Raw genomic sequence first — 14,860 nt, forward strand, 5'->3', positions numbered from 1 at the left:
CGCTCTCAGGCATGGAGCAGACCGAGCGGACCGGGTCCTACTGCCCCGCGCCGGCGGTGCCCGCCGTGGTCGTGGCGGGACCGCCCTACGCGGACTGCCTGGAGTGCGGCAAGCCCACCGAGTACGGGGTCGAGACCCCCGGCGTGGTGCTGTGCCCGGTCTGCGAGTGGCAGGACGCCCAGCGCACCGCCTGCTCGGGCTAGGGAGTGTCGGGACGGCTCGCGTCGGGACGGCTCGCGCCCGGGGCTACTTGCCGACGAGTTCCGAGACCTTCACGAAGCGGTAGCCGCGCTTGCGGAGTTCCGGGACGATCTTCCGGATGGCCTCCTCGGTGACGGGCGCCGCGCTGCGGGTGCAGTGCATGACGACCACCGAGCCCGGCTTCACGCCCGCCAGGACCTGCTCGGCCACCGCGTCCGGGTCCTTCGCGAAGGCGTCCCCGCTGACCACGTCCCACTGCACCGCCGTGACCTTGGCCGTGGACAGGGCCCGCAGCGCCTGGTCGTCGTAGCAGCCTCCAGGGAAGCGGAAGTACGGGACGGTGTTGACCGCCCCCGCCGTACGGAAGGCCTCGAAGGCCCGGTCCACGTCGGCGCGGGCGGCCGCGGCGTCGAGGGCGGGCAGCCCGTAGCAGGGGGACTTGAAGGCGTGGTGGCTGTACGAGTGGTTCGCGATCTCGAAGTTCGGGTCCGTGCCGATGGACTTGGCCTGGTCCGGGTACTCCTCGGCCCAGCGGCCCGTCATGAAGATCGTCGAGGGCACCTTGAGCGTCCGCAGCGTGGCGATCAGCTGCGGGTTGTCGAAGTGCTCCCCGTCCGCCGCGCGCGGCCCCTGATCGGAGGTCATGTCCGCGTCGAAGGTCAGCGCGACGGTCTTCTCGGTCCGCTGTCCGGCCCGTTCGAAGACCGGGGTCAGGCCGCCCGGGCCGGGGGCCAGGGTCGGCGCCTTGCCGGGCGCGCCGGCCCGCGGGGCGGCGGAGGAGGCCGGTCCGGACGCGGCGGCGGACGCGGCGGCCGAGGGGGCGGCGGGCGTGGCCAGTCGGGCCTGGCCGGGAGCGCCGTTCGAGGTACCGGCGCCGCCCCCGCAGCCGACGAGGACGGCGCCGAGGGCGCCACTGAGAGCGGCCGCGGCCGCCGCTTTGCGCAGGGAAGAGGTCACCTACGCAAAATATATGACTATGTGGCAATCAGACGGGCACGGCACTCCTCCACGTCGAAGCCCGCCTCCGGGTACTGCGGATCGATGAGTTCCAGGTGCTCCCGCAGCAGGGTGCTCACCGCCCAGTTGCGGTACCACTTGCGATCCGCCGGGACGACGAACCACGGCGCGGCGTCCGTGGAGCACCGCTCCAGCGCCAGCTCGTACGCCTCCTGGTAGGCCGGCCACAGCGCGCGGTCGTCGATGTCGGACGGGCTGAACTTCCAGTGCTTGAGCGGGTCGTCCAGGCGCGCCAGGAGGCGCTCGCGCTGCTCCTCCCAGCTGATGTGGAGGAACACCTTCAGCACGGTCACCCCGTCGGCCGCGAGGGATTCCTCGAACCGGTTGATCTGCTCGTACCGGTGGTTCACCTGACTGCGCGAGACCAGCTCGCGGACCCGGGCGACCAGGACGTCCTCGTAGTGCGAACGGTCGAAGACGCCGATCTCGCCCGGCTCGGGCAGGGCCCGCGCGATCCGCCACAGGAAGGAGTGCTCCCGCTCCTCGGGGGTGGGCGCCTTGAAGCCCCTGACCCGGCAGCCCGAGGGGCTGAGCGGGCCGGTCACGTGCTTGACCGTGCCGCCCTTGCCGCTGGTGTCCATGCCCTGGAGGACGAGGAGCAGCCGGCGCCGGTCGCCCGCGGTGCTCGCGGCGTAGAGCCGCTCCTGGAGGGAGGAGAGCGGCTCGGCCAACCGGGCGGTGGCGGCGACTGCGGCCGCCTTCCCGGCGGGCCCGGCCGGGGTGGCCGCCGGGTCGAACCGGCGCAGGTCCAGCCGCTCGCCCGCCGGTACGCGCAGCAGCTCGCGCAGGGGCGGCGCCGGGGGCGGCGGTGGCGGTTCCGCGGCGGCGGCCCCGCCCTTGCGGCCGCCCTTCTTCCGCTTGCTGTCCTTCTTGGCCACGGCTGCCCCCATCCGGTCGGGTTCCGTTCGATCCTGCTACGGATCGAACGGCGCCGCGACGGGAGGTCAGTGCCAGGGGCCGGTGACCGCGAAGGTGGTGCCGGGGGAGTAGGCGTTGACGTACATCGTCCGCCGGTCGGGGGAGAAGGTGACCCCGGCGAACTCGCCCCACTCCGGGGCGCCGGGCTTGCCGATGTCGTCGGCGTTGCGGGCCATCGGGTAGACCTCGCCGCTCCGGGTCACGCCGAAGACGTACTGCGCCCCGCCGCCGTCCTCGCACACCATCAGGCCGCCGTCCGGGGCCAGGCAGATGTTGTCGGGGGAGTCCCCGGGCAGCTCGACGTCGGCGGCCGGGCCGAACAGTACGTCCAGGCGGATCGTGGCGCGCACCGGGTCGTGGAACCACACCTGCCCGTGGTGGTCGGCGCCCGCGCCCTCAGCCGCGCGGGCGAAGCTGGAGACGAAGTGGACGCCGCCGTCGCCCCAGTAGCAGCCCTCCAGCTTCTGGGCGTGGGTGATCCCGCCCCGGCCGAAGTCCTGGAAGCGGATGGCGGTCCCGGCCGCCGAGGGGTCGGGTACGGGCACCCACTCGACCGGGAACTCGGCCCCCGGCTCGTCCACCACGGCGAGGTCGGGCACGCCGGGGACGCGCAGGGCCTCCAGGGCCCCGCCGGCCCGCAGCGAGCCGGGTCCGCCGAGGGGCCGGGCCGGGAGGAACCGGTAGAACAGGCCGAAGGGCTTGATGAAGGCGTCCTCGGTCTCGTAGACGACACCGCGGTACGGGTCGACGGCGACGGCCTCGTGCGCGAACCGGCCCATCGCGGTGAGCGGAACGGCGCCGGAGCGGTACGGGTCGGCGGGGTCCACCTCGAAGACGTACCCGTGGTCCTCGGCGTACCCGGTGTCACCGCCCGCGCGGTCCTCGGTCTCCTCGCAGCTGAGCCAGGTGTTCCAGGGGGTACGCCCGCCCGCGCAGTTGACGGCGGTCCCGGCGAGGGCGACGCGCTCGGCGCTGACCCGGCCGTCGGCGTCGAGTTCGAGGAGGGTGCAGCCGCCGAGGGCGTGGGGGTCGTAGGTCAGCCCTTCCACGGCGGGCACGCGCAGGGCGGCCGTGGTGCGGTTCTCGTGGTTGCGGACGAGGCGGACGCCCTGGCGGGGGGCGCCGAACGCGGCCATGCCGTCGCAGTTGGCGGGGACGGCGCCCTCGCCGGAGCGCAGCGGGGTCCCGGCGCGGGAGAGCACCCGGTAGGAGAATCCGGCGGGCAGGTCGAGGAGCCCCCGCGGGTCGGACAGCAGCGGCCCGTACCCCCGGGTGCCCGGGCTCGCGCCGACCGTCCCGGCGAACAGCGCGCCGAGCGCTCCGCTGAAGGCGATGCCGGCCGCGGCGAGCAGGCTGCGTCGGGTGACGGACATCGGCAACTCCCAGCGGTGGCGCAGGACATGTGACCGAGCCGTGGTACCACGCGGCCCCCCGCCCGGGCGCCCGACGCGGTCGCACCCGTCGCCCTGTCACCCCACCGGGTGCCGCGGCTCCCGGGACGGGACCCAATTCGCTCGACAGCCCCGGGCCCCGTCGGCCAGGCTCCCGCCATGGAAGCCCATGTCTGGCCCTTGTACGGCCTGCGCGTCACGACGCCCCGGCTGGAGCTGCGGCTGCCCGGCCTGGACCTGCTCGCGGAACTGGCGGCGGTGGCGGCGGCGGGGGTGCACGACCCCGCGCTGACGCCGTTCACCGTCCCGTGGACCGACGCGCCCCCCGAGGACCGCGGGCGGGCCGTCTTCCAGCACGTGCTGGGCACCGTCGCGAGCTGGAGCCCGCGGGCCTGGACGCTGAGCCTGGCGGTGCTGCGCGGCGGCGAGGTGGTCGGCCGCCAGGACCTCGGGGCGGACGAATTCGCGGTGACCCGGGAGGGGCACACCGGGTCCTGGCTGGGGCTGGCCCACCAGGGCGAGGGCATCGGCACCGAGATGCGGGCCGCCGTGCTGCACCTGGCCTTCGCCGGGCTCGGGGCCCGTGCGGTGACCTCGGCCGCGATGACCGACAACCCGGCCTCGCTCCGGGTCTCCGAGAAGCTCGGCTACCGCCCGGACGGCCTGACGGTCGCGTGCGTGCGGGGCGAGGCCCGTACCCTGCGGCGGCTGCGCCTGGACCGCGCCGGATGGGAGGCGCACCGGACGGTCCCGGTGGAGCTCCACGGCCTGGAACCGGCGCGCGGCCTGTTCGGCTGAGGCAGCTCCCGTTCCCGCTCCGTTCCCGCTCCGCTCCCGTTCCCGCTCCGCTCCCGGGCCCCGGTCGTGAACCGGGCACCCGGGCAGCGGGGGACGGCAGCCGTCAGACCGGGATCAGATCAGCTCGGCGGAGAGCGTGATCGTCGTGCCCGTCAGGGCCTGGCTGACCGGGCAGTTCTTCTTGGCGTCCTCGGCGGCGGCGGCGAAGCCCTCGGCGTCCAGGCCGGGGACCTCGGCGCGCACCGTCAGGTGGATGCCGGTGATGCCCTCACCCGGCTGGAACGTCACGTCGGCCTTGGTCTCCACCCGGGTGGGCGGGGTGCCCGCGCCGTCCAGGCCGTGCGACAGGGCCATCGAGTAGCAGCTGGAGTGCGCGGCGGCGATCAGCTCTTCCGGGCTGGTCTTGCCGTTCGCGGCCTCGGCGCGCGAGGGCCAGGAGACGTCGAACGAGCCCTGGCCCGAGGAGTCGAGGGTCACGACGCCGGACCCCTTGAGGAGGTTGCCTTGCCAGTCGGTGTGGGCGGTACGCGTGGTGGCCATGGTGGATCCCTTCGCAGAAGTGGCAACGGCCGGACCGCCGCCGCCCGTACGAGGATCCGGAGGATCCGTACGGGCGAACGGTCCGGCGTTCCCAAACCTACTGGGACACCAGGGGCTTCGCGTCGCGCGCCAGGGCGGTGAGCCGCGATATGGCGCGGAAGTACTTCTTGCGGTAACCGCCGTTCAGCATTTCTTCACTGAACAGCCGGTCGAAGGGGACCCCCGACGCCAGCACCGGTACCTCGCGGTCGTACAGCCGGTCCGCCAGGACGACCAGCCGCAGGGCCGTCGACTGGTCCGGGATCGGGCCGACGTCCGTCAGGCAGACGGCCGATATCCCGTCCGTCAGCGCCCCGTACCGGCTCGGGTGCACCCGGGCCAGGTGCTCCAGCAGGCCCGGGAAGTCGTCCAGGCTCGCGCCCGGCGTCGCGTACGCGGCCTTCGCGACCTGCTCGTCGGAGAACGGCGCGGGCGCCTCCGGCAGGCCCCGGTGGCGGTAGTCCTGGCCGTCGATCCGCAGCGGCCGGAAGTGCGCCGACAGGCCCTGGATCTCCCGCAGGAAGTCGGCGGCGGCGAAGCGGCCCTCGCCGAGCTTGCCGGGCAGCGTGTTGGAGGTCGCGGCCAGCGCGACGCCCTGCTCGACCAGCCGGCTCAGCAGCGAGGACACCAGCACGGTGTCGCCCGGGTCGTCCAGCTCGAACTCGTCGATGCACAGCAGCCGGTGCCCGCCCAGCGTCCGCACGGTCTGCTGGAAGCCGAGCGCGCCGACCAGGTTGGTCAGCTCCACGAAGGTGCCGAACGCCTTCAGCGCCGGCTCCGCCGGGGTGGCGTGCCACAGGGAGGCCAGCAGGTGGGTCTTGCCGACGCCGTAGCCGCCGTCGAGGTAGACCCCGCGCGGTCCGGGTGCGGGGGCGGCGCTCTTGCGCCCGAACCAGCGCCGCTTGCCGGCGCCGCTCGCGTGCGCCCCGCCCAGACCGGCCGCGAAGTCGCTCAGCACGGTGACGGCCTCGGCCTGGCTCGGCTGCGTGGGGTCGGGGTTGTACGTGTCGAAGCGCACCGAGTCGAAGCGCGGCGGCGGCACCATCTCGGCGACCAGGCGCTCGGCGGGCACGTGCGGCGCGCGGGCGCACAGGGCGAGCGGGCCCACGTCGGCTATCGGCGGCCGCCCGGAGGCCGGACCACCGGAGGCGGGACCAGAGGTCGAGAGTGAGGTTGACACAGCCCTTAACTCTACGGGGCGTGTCACACTGCACCGATGCGACGCCTGTTCCCTGTGACCGATCAGACATCAGCGACCCGGGCCGACCGGGAGTGGTCGCTGGACGAGCTCGCGGACGCCTACGCGTACCCGCCGCTCTCCGGTGACGCCCACTGGCTGCGGGCGAACATGGTCTCCACCCTCGACGGGGCCGCCCAGCACGACGGGCGCTCGCAGCCCATCTCCGGTGAGACCGACATGCGGATCTTCGGCACGCTGCGCGCGCTGGCCGATGTGGTGGTCGTCGGCGCGGAAACGGTTCGCCAGGAGGGTTACCGCCCGGCGCGTGCCCGGGAGGCCTTCGCGGCCCGCCGCGAGGCGGCCGGCCAGGGCCCCGCGCCCGCCATCGCGGTGATCACGGCCAGTCTGGACCTGGACTTCTCGCTGCCGCTGTTCACCGCCCCGCTCGTGCCCACGCTGGTGATCACCGGCGCCACCGCCCGCGCCGACCGGGTGGCCGCGGCCGCCGCCTCCGGGGCCGAGGTCGTCATCGCCGGCGACGGGGCCGCCGTGGACCCGGCCCGGGCCGTGCGCGAACTCGCCGAGCGGGGTCTGCGGCGTCAGCTCACCGAGGGCGGGCCCCGGCTGCTGGGGCAGTTCGTCGCCGCCGACGCGCTCGACGAGCTGTGTCTGACGATCTCCCCGATGCTCACCGCGGGGGACGCCCAGCGCATTGCCGGCGGCCCCTCCGTCGCCGTGCCGCACCGGCTGGCACCCGCCTCCGTACTGGAAGAGGCCGGGTTCCTCTTCACGAGCTACCGTCGGATCTGAGAAGCAGCGGAATTCGCCGTTCCGCTTAGCTTCCGCTGGGCACATATACCTGCGCAAGCCCCGTGCGACAGCGGGGCAGGATGGTTTCCGCAGGGGCCGGCCGACCGGCCTCGGCCCATGAAGGAGAGGGCGTCCGTGTTCACGAGCGTATTGATGATCGAGCAGCCGCTGACCCCGGTCGACGTGGACTTCGTCACCACCCTTCACGGAGACGACCAGGTCTCCTTCGTCGTCCTCATGCGGCCCCGGGGCGACCAGGACCGACTGCTGCGCGCCATCGACGACGTGGCGCTCGGTGAACTGCCCGAGGCCCTCCACGAGGGCGACGAACCGGAGGGCGAGGCCGCCCGCGGCCCCGCTGAGCAGGCCCTGGAGCACTCCCTGGCCGCCCTGCGCAGGAAGGGCGCCACGGCCGTCGGCCAGATCATCGAGGACCACCCGCTCGACAAACTCAAGGCCGTCGTCGAGGAGACGAACGCCGACGAAGTGATCGTTCTGACCGCCCCGCACTTCGTGGAGGAGTTCTTCCACCGGGACTGGGCCTCCCGGGCACGGCACAAGGTCGGGGTTCCGGTGCTCAAGCTCTTCGCCCACAACGAATAGGCTGGCGTCCGACACCCTCACCGGGTGCCACCTTCCGCCGTACCGACCCGCACCTTGGGGAGAACCCGTATGACGCCGCCCGGCCTGCCGACCGCCATGGAACGACCGCACTTCATCGGCATCGGCGGCGCCGGGATGTCCGGCATCGCGAAGATCCTCGCCCAGCGAGGCGCGAAGGTCGCCGGCAGTGACGCCCGTGACTCCGAGACCGCCCAGGCGCTGCGCGCCCACGGCGCCGAGGTCCACATCGGGCACGCCGCCGCACACCTCGCCTCCGACTCCACCTGCGTGGTCGTCTCCAGCGCCATCCGCTCCGACAACCCGGAGCTGGCCCGCGCCGCCGAGCTCGGCATCCCCGTCGTGCACCGCTCCGACGCCCTCGCCGGGCTGATGGACGGCCTGCGCCCGATCGCCGTCGCCGGTACGCACGGCAAGACCACCACCACCTCGATGCTGGCGGTGTCCCTGTCGGCCCTGGGCCTGGACCCCTCGTACGCCATCGGCGGCGACCTGGACGCGCCCGGCTCCAACGCCCACCACGGCGAGGGCGACATCTTCGTGGCCGAGGCGGACGAGAGCGACCGCAGCTTCCACAAGTACACCCCGCAGGTCGCGATCATCCTGAACGCGGAGCTCGACCACCACGCGAACTACGCGTCGATGGAGGAGATCTACGAGTCGTTCGAGACCTTCGTCGGCAAGGTCGTTCCCGGCGGCACGCTCGTCGTCGCGCACAGCCAGGCCGGCGCGGCCGAGATCGCCGCCCGGGTCAGCGGCAACGAGGGCCTCACCGTCGTCACCTACGGCGAGGAGGACGGCGCCGACGTCCGCATCGTGAAGATCACCCCGCGCGGGCTGGCCAGCGAGGTCACCGTCGTCATCGACGGCCGGATGCTCACCTTCACCGTCTCGGTCCCCGGCCGCCACTACGCGCACAACGCCGTCGCCGCGCTCGCGGCCGGTGTCGCCCTCGGCATCCCGGCGCACAACCTGGCCTCGGCCCTCGGCAAGTACACCGGCGTCAAGCGCCGCCTCCAGCTCAAGGGCGAGGCGGCCGGCGTGCAGGTCATCGACTCCTACGCGCACCACCCGACGGAGATGACCGCCGACCTGGAGGCCATCCGCGGCGCCGCCGGGGACTCCCGGATCCTGGTCGTCTTCCAGCCGCACCTGTTCTCGCGCACCCAGGAGCTCGGCAAGGAGATGGGCCAGGCCCTCGCCCTCGCCGACTCCGCGCTGGTCCTGGACATCTACCCGGCCCGCGAGGACCCGATCCCCGGCGTCACCAGCGAGATCATCATCTCCGCGGCCCGCGCCACCGGCGCCGACGTCACCGCCGAGCACGAGAAGGACGCCGTCGCCGACGTCATCGCGGGAATGGCGAAGCCCGGTGATCTCGTTCTCACGATGGGCGCGGGCGACGTCACGGACCTCGGTCCGGCGATCCTCGCCCGCCTGTCGAGCTGAGCATCCGAGGGAGCGGGAGAGTCATGTCGTACGAGGTTCACAAGACCGACGAGCAGTGGCAGGCGGAGCTGACTCCGTCCGAGTACCAGGTGCTGCGCCTCGCGGGCACCGAGCCGGCCTTCCGCGGCGAGTACACCGACACCAAGACGGAGGGCGTCTACTCCTGTCGCGGCTGCGGGTCCGAGCTGTTCCGCTCCTCGGAGAAGTTCGAGTCGCACTGCGGCTGGCCGTCCTTCTTCGACCCGAAGGACACCGACGCGGTCGAGCTGATCGCGGACACCTCGCACGGCATGGTCCGCACCGAGGTCCGCTGCGCGAAGTGCGGCTCCCACCTGGGCCACGTGTTCGAGGGCGAGGGCTACCCCACGCCCACCGACCAGCGCTACTGCATCAACTCCATCTCGCTGCGGCTCACCCCCACCGAGGGCTGACGCCGCCCGGGCCGGTGGCGGCCGGGGCCGTGGCCAGGTAGTCGTCCAGGGTCCGGTGCGGTGACCAGCCCTGGGAGCGGGCCCGGGTGAGGTCCAGGACCACCGGGTGCGCCAGCTGGTCCACCGCGTAGCGGCTGAGCGCCGGTTCGCCGTGCCCGGCCCGGGCGAGGGCCTCCGCCGCGAGGGCCACCGTACGGGCCAGGCCGAGCGGGAGGTGCCGGACGCGGGCCCGGCTGCCGTGGGCCCGCAGCACCCGGCGCACGGCGGCGTCCCGCGCGTACGGCTCGGCGTCGGCCACGTTGTACGCGCCCGGCGCCCAGCCGGCCGCCGCCAGGCAGGCGTCGGCCAGGTTCTCCACCGCCGTCAGGCTCAGCGGGACGTCCGGCCCCGGCAGCAGCAGGCTCCCGGCCCGCACCCGGGAGAGCAGCCGGGGCAGCAGTTGCGTGTCCCCCGGCCCGTACACGGCGCGCGGGCGCAGCACCACCGCCCCGGCCGCCAGCGCCAGCGCCTCGCCCGCCGCCTTGGTCCGGCCGTACGCGTTCAGGTGCCCCGAGCGCGGATGGTCCTCCCGGACCAGGCTCCGGTCCGGGCGCGGGTCGTAGACGCTGGCGCTGCTCACCCACACCACCGGCAGCCCCGCCGCGGCCTCCAGCAGCCGCTCGGTGCCGCCGACGTTGACCGCGCGCATCCGCGCCTCGGCCGGCGAGCCGGGGGCCGGGTCGCCGACCGCCGCCGCGCAGTGCACGACCAGGCCGACTCCCGACAGGTCCGGCAGCGCGCGGGCCGCGTCCCAGAACCGGTGGACGCCGACCGGGCCGGGCCGACGCCCCAGGCACACCACCCGCGCACCGCGGGCCGCGGCCGCGCGCGCCACGTGGCCGCCGCAGAATCCGCTCGCCCCGGTGACCGCGACGGTGACGCAAGAGGGCCTACGGGAAGTCACGAGCCCGCCCGTACGGTCAGCGAGCGCCAGCCGGGCAGGGCCGCCCGCCGGTCCACCCGGGCCCGCGCCACCACCGGCCGGTGCGGAGCCAGCGCCGCCAGTACGTCGGCCAGCTGTACGCGGGCCAGCCGCGCGCCCGGGCACACGTGCGGCCCCGCCCCGAACACGAGGTGGGCCACCCCCGCCCCGGCCGGGTCGCGGCCGTCGGGGTCGCGCCCGTGCGCCTCGGCGGCGTGCCGGGCCACCAGCACCAGCCGGTCGCCCCCGCGCACCGGGCAGCCGCCGACCGACCCGGCGGCCGCCGCCACCCTGGGCAGCACCGGCGAGGCCGCCGTCACCCGCAACAGCTCGTCCGCCAGCCGGGGGAGCAGCTCCGGGTCCGCCGCCTGGTCCCACAGCCCGGCGTCGGCACACCAGGCCACGGCCCGGGGCAGCGCCGCCACCGAGGTGTTGACGGCGGCGACCGCCACCATCACGGCCAGCGCGTCGTCCGAGCGGCCGAGCAGCTCCTGGAGCCGCACGGCGCTCCGGGCGGCGGCCGCCCGCGCACCCGGGCGGCGCGGGCCCGGCAGATGGCTGCGCACCGAGGCCGCCGCGGCGTCGGCGGCGGCCCGCGCGACCGTCCCGGGATCGGCGCCCGAGCCCAGCAGCGCGCAGACCACCGACCCCGCCAGCTCCCGGGCCAGCTCCACCAGGTCCACCTCGCCACCCCGGGACAGCGGCGCGACTCCCCGTACCAGCAGCGGCTCCCACACCGCCCGGAGCCGCGACACCCCGGTCGCGCCCAGCCGGTCGGCCAGCCCCCGCCGGTCCGCACGGTGGCCGCCGCCCTCCTGGTCGAAGAGCACGCCGCCGCCCTCCGGCAGCGCGGCGCGCGCCGCCCCGCCGGTGGTGCCGGCGGCCGTCCGGTCGAGCGGCAGCCGGGTCAGCGCCTCCCGGTAGGCGGCCGCGTCGTGGACCAGCAGGGTCCGGCCGAGCCGGCGCACCGGGCGGCCCCGGGTGGCGGCGAGCAGCCCGAACAGCAGCGGGTGGCCGCCCAGGTAGACCCGGCGGTCCCGGGCGCGGGCCCGCGCGTGCGAGGGGGGCGCCGGGCGGGTCGTCGGGCGGGTCATCGGACGTGTACCTCCGTGGTGTCGGCGGGCCGGTAGCGCCGGTCCCAATACCAGAGCAGGGTGCGGCGGGCGCCCCAGGAGCGCAGCCGGCGCAGGCTGTTGTGCACTCGCCGGTGTGCCGCCAACACCCGCGCGGGCACCCGCATCCGCAGCGTCATGCCCCGCCGCCGCGACCCAGGAGGGTCGCCGCCAGGGCCGCCGTGGCCGGGCGGTCCGGTTTGCGGGAGCGGCCCGACAGGGGGATCCGGGCGAAGACCAGGGCGTCGGGGCGGGCCGTTCCCATGCCCCGCAGCGGCTGCGACAGGGCCGCGCGCAGGGCCGGTTCGCCGACGCCCCGGCGCGGCTGTACGACGGCCACGAGGCGTTCGTCGCCGTCGCCCGCCGGGACCCCGACGAGCACGCCCAGCTCCACCCCGGGCACGTGCAGGGCGGGCTCGTACAGCCCCGGGTAGATGTTCTCGGCCCGGCGCAGCACCATGTCCTTGCTCCGGCCCTCCAGGACGATCCGGCCGGCGCCGTCCAGCCGCGCCCGGTCCCCCGTACGCACCCACGGGTCGGGCTCCTCGCCCAGGTACCGGTCCCGGGCGGCCGGCCCGGACAGCAGCAGCTGCCCGTCCGCGTCCCGTTCGGCCCGTACGCCGGGCAGCGGGGCGCCGACCAGGTCCCCCGGGCCCTCGAACGCGGCCTTCTCCCGAGCCTCGACCGCCGCCGCCGGGAACAGCTCGGTCAGCGCGTACACCCCCCAGGCCTGCGCCGCACCCGCCTCCCGTACGCGGCCCAGCAGTTCGGCACTGGCCGGCGCCGAGCCCGTCCACACCCGGCCCCCGAACCGGGCCCCGGCGCCGAGCGCGTCCCGCAGCTGCGGCGGGGTGAGGTACGTGTCCTGCGGGCGCAGCCGGCGCAGCTGCCGGGCCAGCACCCGGGGCGAGCGCGCCGGAAGGGCGACGGGGGCGCCGCGCGTCAGCGCCGGGACGAGCACGAAGAAGGTGCCGCCGAGCACGGGTTCGTCCGGCCGGGCGGCGGCGAACAGCGCCGACACCGTCTCCATGCCGGCCGCCAGCCCGGCCCGGGTGTGCACCACGGCCCGCGGTCGCGAGGTGGTCCCGGACGTGAACACGATCACGGCGTCGCCGTCGGAGGATCCCGCCCGCGGCACCCCGGCGAGCGGCGCCCCCAGGTCCAGCCCCGGCGCGCACCCCGGCAGCCGGGGCCCCACCGTCGCCACCGGCCCCAGCTCCGCCAGGTCCGGCAGCGCCAGCCGGGCCCGCCGGGCCAGCGGCCGGGCCCACCCCGCCACCGCCTGCGCGGCAGCGTCGGCCAGCACCAGCGAGGGCCGGGCCAGCGCCAGCCGGGCCCGCAGCACCTCGGCCCCCGCCCCCGGGTCGAGGACGGCGCCGCGCAGCCCGAGCCGCCACAGCGCGAGCAGCACGGCCAGCGCCCGCGGCCCGGGCCGGACGGCGACCCCGACGGTGTCCCCGGCCCGCAGCCCCCGGGCGTGCAGCGCGGCGGCGAACGCGTCCGACAGGCCGGCGAGTTCACCCCGGGTGGCGCGCACCCGGGTCGCGCCGGTCCGGGTGGTGGTCAGGACGGCCGGCCGCTCGGGGCGGGCGCGCAGCGCGTGGTCGAGTCGGTCCAGCATCAGCGGGGGTCGTCCGTTCCATGTGCTCCGCTGCCCTGGTCGAGGTACCAGCGGGCGGTGCCCGCGAGCCCGTAGGCCCGCAGCCGCCGCGTCGAGTTCTCCACGATCATCGACCGGCAGTGCGTGATCCGGTCGGTGTGCCGGCGTACGGCGTTGAGGAACAGCCGGTCCGTCGGCGAGGGGCGCCGGGGCATCCCGCCCACGGCCAGGTACAGCTCGGCGGTGATCGCCATGTTGTTCCCGGCGTGCATGCGGTAGGGCGCCCGGAAGCCGTTGCGGCGCGCGTGCTGCGGCCGCAGCCGCCCGAACAGCGCGGCGAGTGCGACGAGCGCGCCGAACCCGGCCCGGCCGAGGGGGCCGTGCTCGTCGCGGCGGGCCACGATCCGCCCGCAGACCAGCCCGGGTGCGCGGGTCAGCGCCGCGCGCGCCGCGCCCGTCCAGCCCGGCCCCGGCAGGCAGTCGGCGTCCGTTCTGGCCAGCAGGGTCGCGCCCCGGCCGATCGCGTACCGGAAGCCGGTGTCCACGGCCGAGCCGACGCCCTTCTCGGGCTCCTCGACGACCTCCACCGCGAAGGGGGCCTCGGCCGCGAACTCCCGGGCGAGCGCGCCGGTGCCGTCCGCCGAGGCGTTGTCGACGACCAGCAGCGTGAAGTCCCGGTCCCGCTGCGCGGCGAGCGCCCGCAGGGTGTCGCCGAGCCGGGCCGCCTCGTCGTGCGCGGGCACCACCACCCACAGCGGGCCGCTCACGACTTCTCCCAGACCATCGTCATGATGCTGATCCCGCCACCGAGGCCGACGAACAACACCCGTTCGCCCGGCTCCAGTTCGCCGTACACCCGGTCGAGCTGCACCCCGATGCTCGCGCTCGCGACGTTGCCGAGCTCGGGCACCGTGACCACCAGCTTCCCGGCCGGCACCCCGGTCAGCTCCGCGAACCGCTCCAGGTAGGGCACCGTCACCTGGTGCACCAGCACCTTGGCGAAGCCGTCCCAGTCCATCCCCGTGCGGTGCAGCGTCCGGTCGACGACCGCCGTGCCCACCTTCTCGAATACCCCGCGCAGTTCGTGCCCGTCGCCCTGGAAGTAGGTGTACGCGTCCCCCCGCGGGTGACGCGACCCGCCGCCCGGGATCCCCCCGACCTCCCAGTGCTCGGAGTGCGTCTCGCTGTCCACGTCGAGGATCCCGCCGCGCTCCACGGCCTCCACCACCACGGCCGCCCCCGCGTCGCCGAAGGTGTACCCGGCGAATCCGGCGCGGAACTCGGCGAAGTCGGCGGGCGCCGTCCGCACCGCCCGGCTCGGGGTCTCCCCGGTGACCACCAGGGCCCGCCGGGCCCGCCCGGCGAGGATCATGGAGCGGGCGAGGTCGATCCCGTTGACGAAGCTGTTGCAGGCGTTGGTGACGTCCAGGGCGTGGGCCCGCGAGCCGAGTTCCGCCTGCACGATGTGCGCGGTGGCGGGCTCGACCATGTCGCGGGACGCGGAGGCGAACACCAGCAGGTCGACGTCGGGCGGGGTGAGCCCGGCCGCCGCCAGCGCCCGGCGCCCCGCGCCCACGGCGAGCGTGGAGGCGTACACCCCCTCGCCCGCGACCCGGCGGGAGACGATCCCGGTGGCCTGGGTCAGCAGCCTGGGCGGCAGCGCGAGACCGGTGTGGCGCGCCACCTCCCGCTGGAGGTCCTCGGAGGAGACCACGTCCTCGGGCAACAGGCTGCCGACGGCGGTTATCCCGGCACGCGGCCGCGGAACAGACGGCTGAATGAGCATGTCCAC

The 14,860-nt window shown here is 75.4% G+C and carries 16 protein-coding genes; 6 read left to right on the plus strand and 10 right to left on the minus strand.

The features are described from left to right. The first annotated feature begins 11 nt into the window (after positions 1 to 11). The gene (locus OG982_RS23890; RefSeq protein ID WP_266783495.1) at positions 12 to 203 is read left to right on the plus strand and encodes a hypothetical protein; all 192 of its coding nucleotides are present in this window, start codon (positions 12 to 14) and stop codon (positions 201 to 203) included. 43 nt (positions 204 to 246) lie between these two features. Here OG982_RS23890 and OG982_RS23895 read toward each other — a convergent pair whose 3' ends face one another. From OG982_RS23895 to OG982_RS23905, 3 genes are read right to left on the minus strand one after another with little or no spacing between them, the layout of a single operon-like run. Further along, positions 247 to 1,158, minus strand: coding sequence for a polysaccharide deacetylase family protein (locus tag OG982_RS23895; protein ID WP_266783493.1), 912 nt, complete (start codon positions 1,156 to 1,158; stop codon positions 247 to 249). A 17-nt stretch (positions 1,159 to 1,175) separates the two neighbouring features. After that, positions 1,176 to 2,108: a PPK2 family polyphosphate kinase gene (locus tag OG982_RS23900; protein WP_266783491.1), complete on the minus strand. Its 933-nt coding sequence runs from the start codon at positions 2,106 to 2,108 to the stop codon at positions 1,176 to 1,178. Between the two features lie 54 nt (positions 2,109 to 2,162). Continuing rightward, positions 2,163 to 3,509: an alkaline phosphatase PhoX gene (locus OG982_RS23905; RefSeq protein WP_266783489.1), complete on the minus strand. Its 1,347-nt coding sequence runs from the start codon at positions 3,507 to 3,509 to the stop codon at positions 2,163 to 2,165. A 177-nt stretch (positions 3,510 to 3,686) separates the two neighbouring features. Here OG982_RS23905 and OG982_RS23910 point away from each other — a divergent pair, with 177 nt between their 5' ends. Then, on the plus strand, positions 3,687 to 4,325 hold the full coding sequence (locus OG982_RS23910) for a GNAT family N-acetyltransferase (RefSeq protein WP_266949225.1): 639 nt from the start codon (positions 3,687 to 3,689) through the stop codon (positions 4,323 to 4,325). A 114-nt stretch (positions 4,326 to 4,439) separates the two neighbouring features. On the opposite strand, the gene OG982_RS23915 is transcribed toward OG982_RS23910, so the two are convergent. Then, positions 4,440 to 4,865: an OsmC family protein gene (locus OG982_RS23915; protein WP_266783485.1), complete on the minus strand. Its 426-nt coding sequence runs from the start codon at positions 4,863 to 4,865 to the stop codon at positions 4,440 to 4,442. Between the two features lie 97 nt (positions 4,866 to 4,962). After that, positions 4,963 to 6,084 (minus strand): cell division protein ZapE, encoded by a 1,122-nt coding sequence (zapE, locus tag OG982_RS23920; protein WP_266949227.1) that lies wholly within the window; start codon positions 6,082 to 6,084, stop codon positions 4,963 to 4,965. 36 nt (positions 6,085 to 6,120) lie between these two features. On the opposite strand from zapE, the gene OG982_RS23925 reads away from it, so the two are divergent. From OG982_RS23925 to msrB, 4 genes are all read left to right on the plus strand, one after another. Continuing rightward, positions 6,121 to 6,894 (plus strand): pyrimidine reductase family protein, encoded by a 774-nt coding sequence (locus OG982_RS23925; RefSeq protein ID WP_266783481.1) that lies wholly within the window; start codon positions 6,121 to 6,123, stop codon positions 6,892 to 6,894. A gap of 135 nt (positions 6,895 to 7,029) precedes the next feature. After that, positions 7,030 to 7,497, plus strand: a complete 468-nt coding sequence (locus OG982_RS23930) for an indole-3-glycerol phosphate synthase (RefSeq protein WP_266783479.1) — start codon at positions 7,030 to 7,032, stop codon at positions 7,495 to 7,497. A gap of 69 nt (positions 7,498 to 7,566) precedes the next feature. Further along, the gene (gene murC / locus OG982_RS23935; RefSeq protein WP_266783477.1) at positions 7,567 to 8,964 is read left to right on the plus strand and encodes a UDP-N-acetylmuramate--L-alanine ligase; all 1,398 of its coding nucleotides are present in this window, start codon (positions 7,567 to 7,569) and stop codon (positions 8,962 to 8,964) included. A gap of 23 nt (positions 8,965 to 8,987) precedes the next feature. Next, positions 8,988 to 9,395 (plus strand): peptide-methionine (R)-S-oxide reductase MsrB, encoded by a 408-nt coding sequence (gene msrB / locus OG982_RS23940; RefSeq protein ID WP_266783475.1) that lies wholly within the window; start codon positions 8,988 to 8,990, stop codon positions 9,393 to 9,395. Here msrB and OG982_RS23945 read toward each other — a convergent pair. From OG982_RS23945 to OG982_RS23965, 5 genes are all read right to left on the minus strand, one after another. Then, positions 9,376 to 10,338: an NAD(P)-dependent oxidoreductase gene (locus tag OG982_RS23945; RefSeq protein ID WP_266949229.1), complete on the minus strand. Its 963-nt coding sequence runs from the start codon at positions 10,336 to 10,338 to the stop codon at positions 9,376 to 9,378. The genes msrB and OG982_RS23945 overlap by 20 nt on opposite strands. Beyond that, on the minus strand, positions 10,335 to 11,450 hold the full coding sequence (locus OG982_RS23950) for a cytochrome P450 (RefSeq protein ID WP_266949231.1): 1,116 nt from the start codon (positions 11,448 to 11,450) through the stop codon (positions 10,335 to 10,337). The genes OG982_RS23945 and OG982_RS23950 overlap by 4 nt, the downstream gene beginning before the upstream one ends. Positions 11,451 to 11,604: 154 nt before the next feature. Continuing rightward, positions 11,605 to 13,089: a class I adenylate-forming enzyme family protein gene (locus OG982_RS23955; protein WP_266949233.1), complete on the minus strand. Its 1,485-nt coding sequence runs from the start codon at positions 13,087 to 13,089 to the stop codon at positions 11,605 to 11,607. Further along, entirely contained in the window at positions 13,089 to 13,835 is a 747-nt protein-coding gene (locus OG982_RS23960; RefSeq protein ID WP_266949234.1) for a glycosyltransferase family A protein, read from the minus strand. Before OG982_RS23960 ends, OG982_RS23955 begins: the two co-directional genes overlap by 1 nt. Then, a complete protein-coding gene (locus tag OG982_RS23965) occupies positions 13,832 to 14,854 on the minus strand; it encodes a 3-oxoacyl-ACP synthase III family protein (RefSeq protein WP_266783464.1) in 1,023 nt (340 codons plus the stop codon). The genes OG982_RS23960 and OG982_RS23965 overlap by 4 nt, the downstream gene beginning before the upstream one ends. Positions 14,855 to 14,860 lie beyond the last annotated feature (6 nt).

Source organism: Streptomyces sp. NBC_01551 (genome assembly GCF_026339935.1).
In the GTDB taxonomy this organism is placed as follows: domain Bacteria; phylum Actinomycetota; class Actinomycetes; order Streptomycetales; family Streptomycetaceae; genus Streptomyces.

Excerpts from the sequence above, each read along its gene's own strand:
- murC (WP_266783477.1), top strand. The coding sequence starts at position 7,567 with ATGACGCCGCCCGGCCTGCCGACCGCCATGGAACGACCGCACTTCATC.
- OG982_RS23955 (WP_266949233.1), bottom strand. The coding sequence starts at position 13,089 with ATGCTGGACCGACTCGACCACGCGCTGCGCGCCCGCCCCGAGCGGCCG.
- OG982_RS23905 (WP_266783489.1), bottom strand. The coding sequence starts at position 3,509 with ATGTCCGTCACCCGACGCAGCCTGCTCGCCGCGGCCGGCATCGCCTTC.
- OG982_RS23910 (WP_266949225.1), top strand. The coding sequence starts at position 3,687 with ATGGAAGCCCATGTCTGGCCCTTGTACGGCCTGCGCGTCACGACGCCC.
- OG982_RS23915 (WP_266783485.1), bottom strand. The coding sequence starts at position 4,865 with ATGGCCACCACGCGTACCGCCCACACCGACTGGCAAGGCAACCTCCTC.
- OG982_RS23900 (WP_266783491.1), bottom strand. The coding sequence starts at position 2,108 with ATGGGGGCAGCCGTGGCCAAGAAGGACAGCAAGCGGAAGAAGGGCGGC.
- OG982_RS23890 (WP_266783495.1), top strand. The coding sequence starts at position 12 with ATGGAGCAGACCGAGCGGACCGGGTCCTACTGCCCCGCGCCGGCGGTG.
- OG982_RS23950 (WP_266949231.1), bottom strand. The coding sequence starts at position 11,450 with ATGACCCGCCCGACGACCCGCCCGGCGCCCCCCTCGCACGCGCGGGCC.
- msrB (WP_266783475.1), top strand. The coding sequence starts at position 8,988 with ATGTCGTACGAGGTTCACAAGACCGACGAGCAGTGGCAGGCGGAGCTG.
- OG982_RS23965 (WP_266783464.1), bottom strand. The coding sequence starts at position 14,854 with ATGCTCATTCAGCCGTCTGTTCCGCGGCCGCGTGCCGGGATAACCGCC.
- OG982_RS23925 (WP_266783481.1), top strand. The coding sequence starts at position 6,121 with ATGCGACGCCTGTTCCCTGTGACCGATCAGACATCAGCGACCCGGGCC.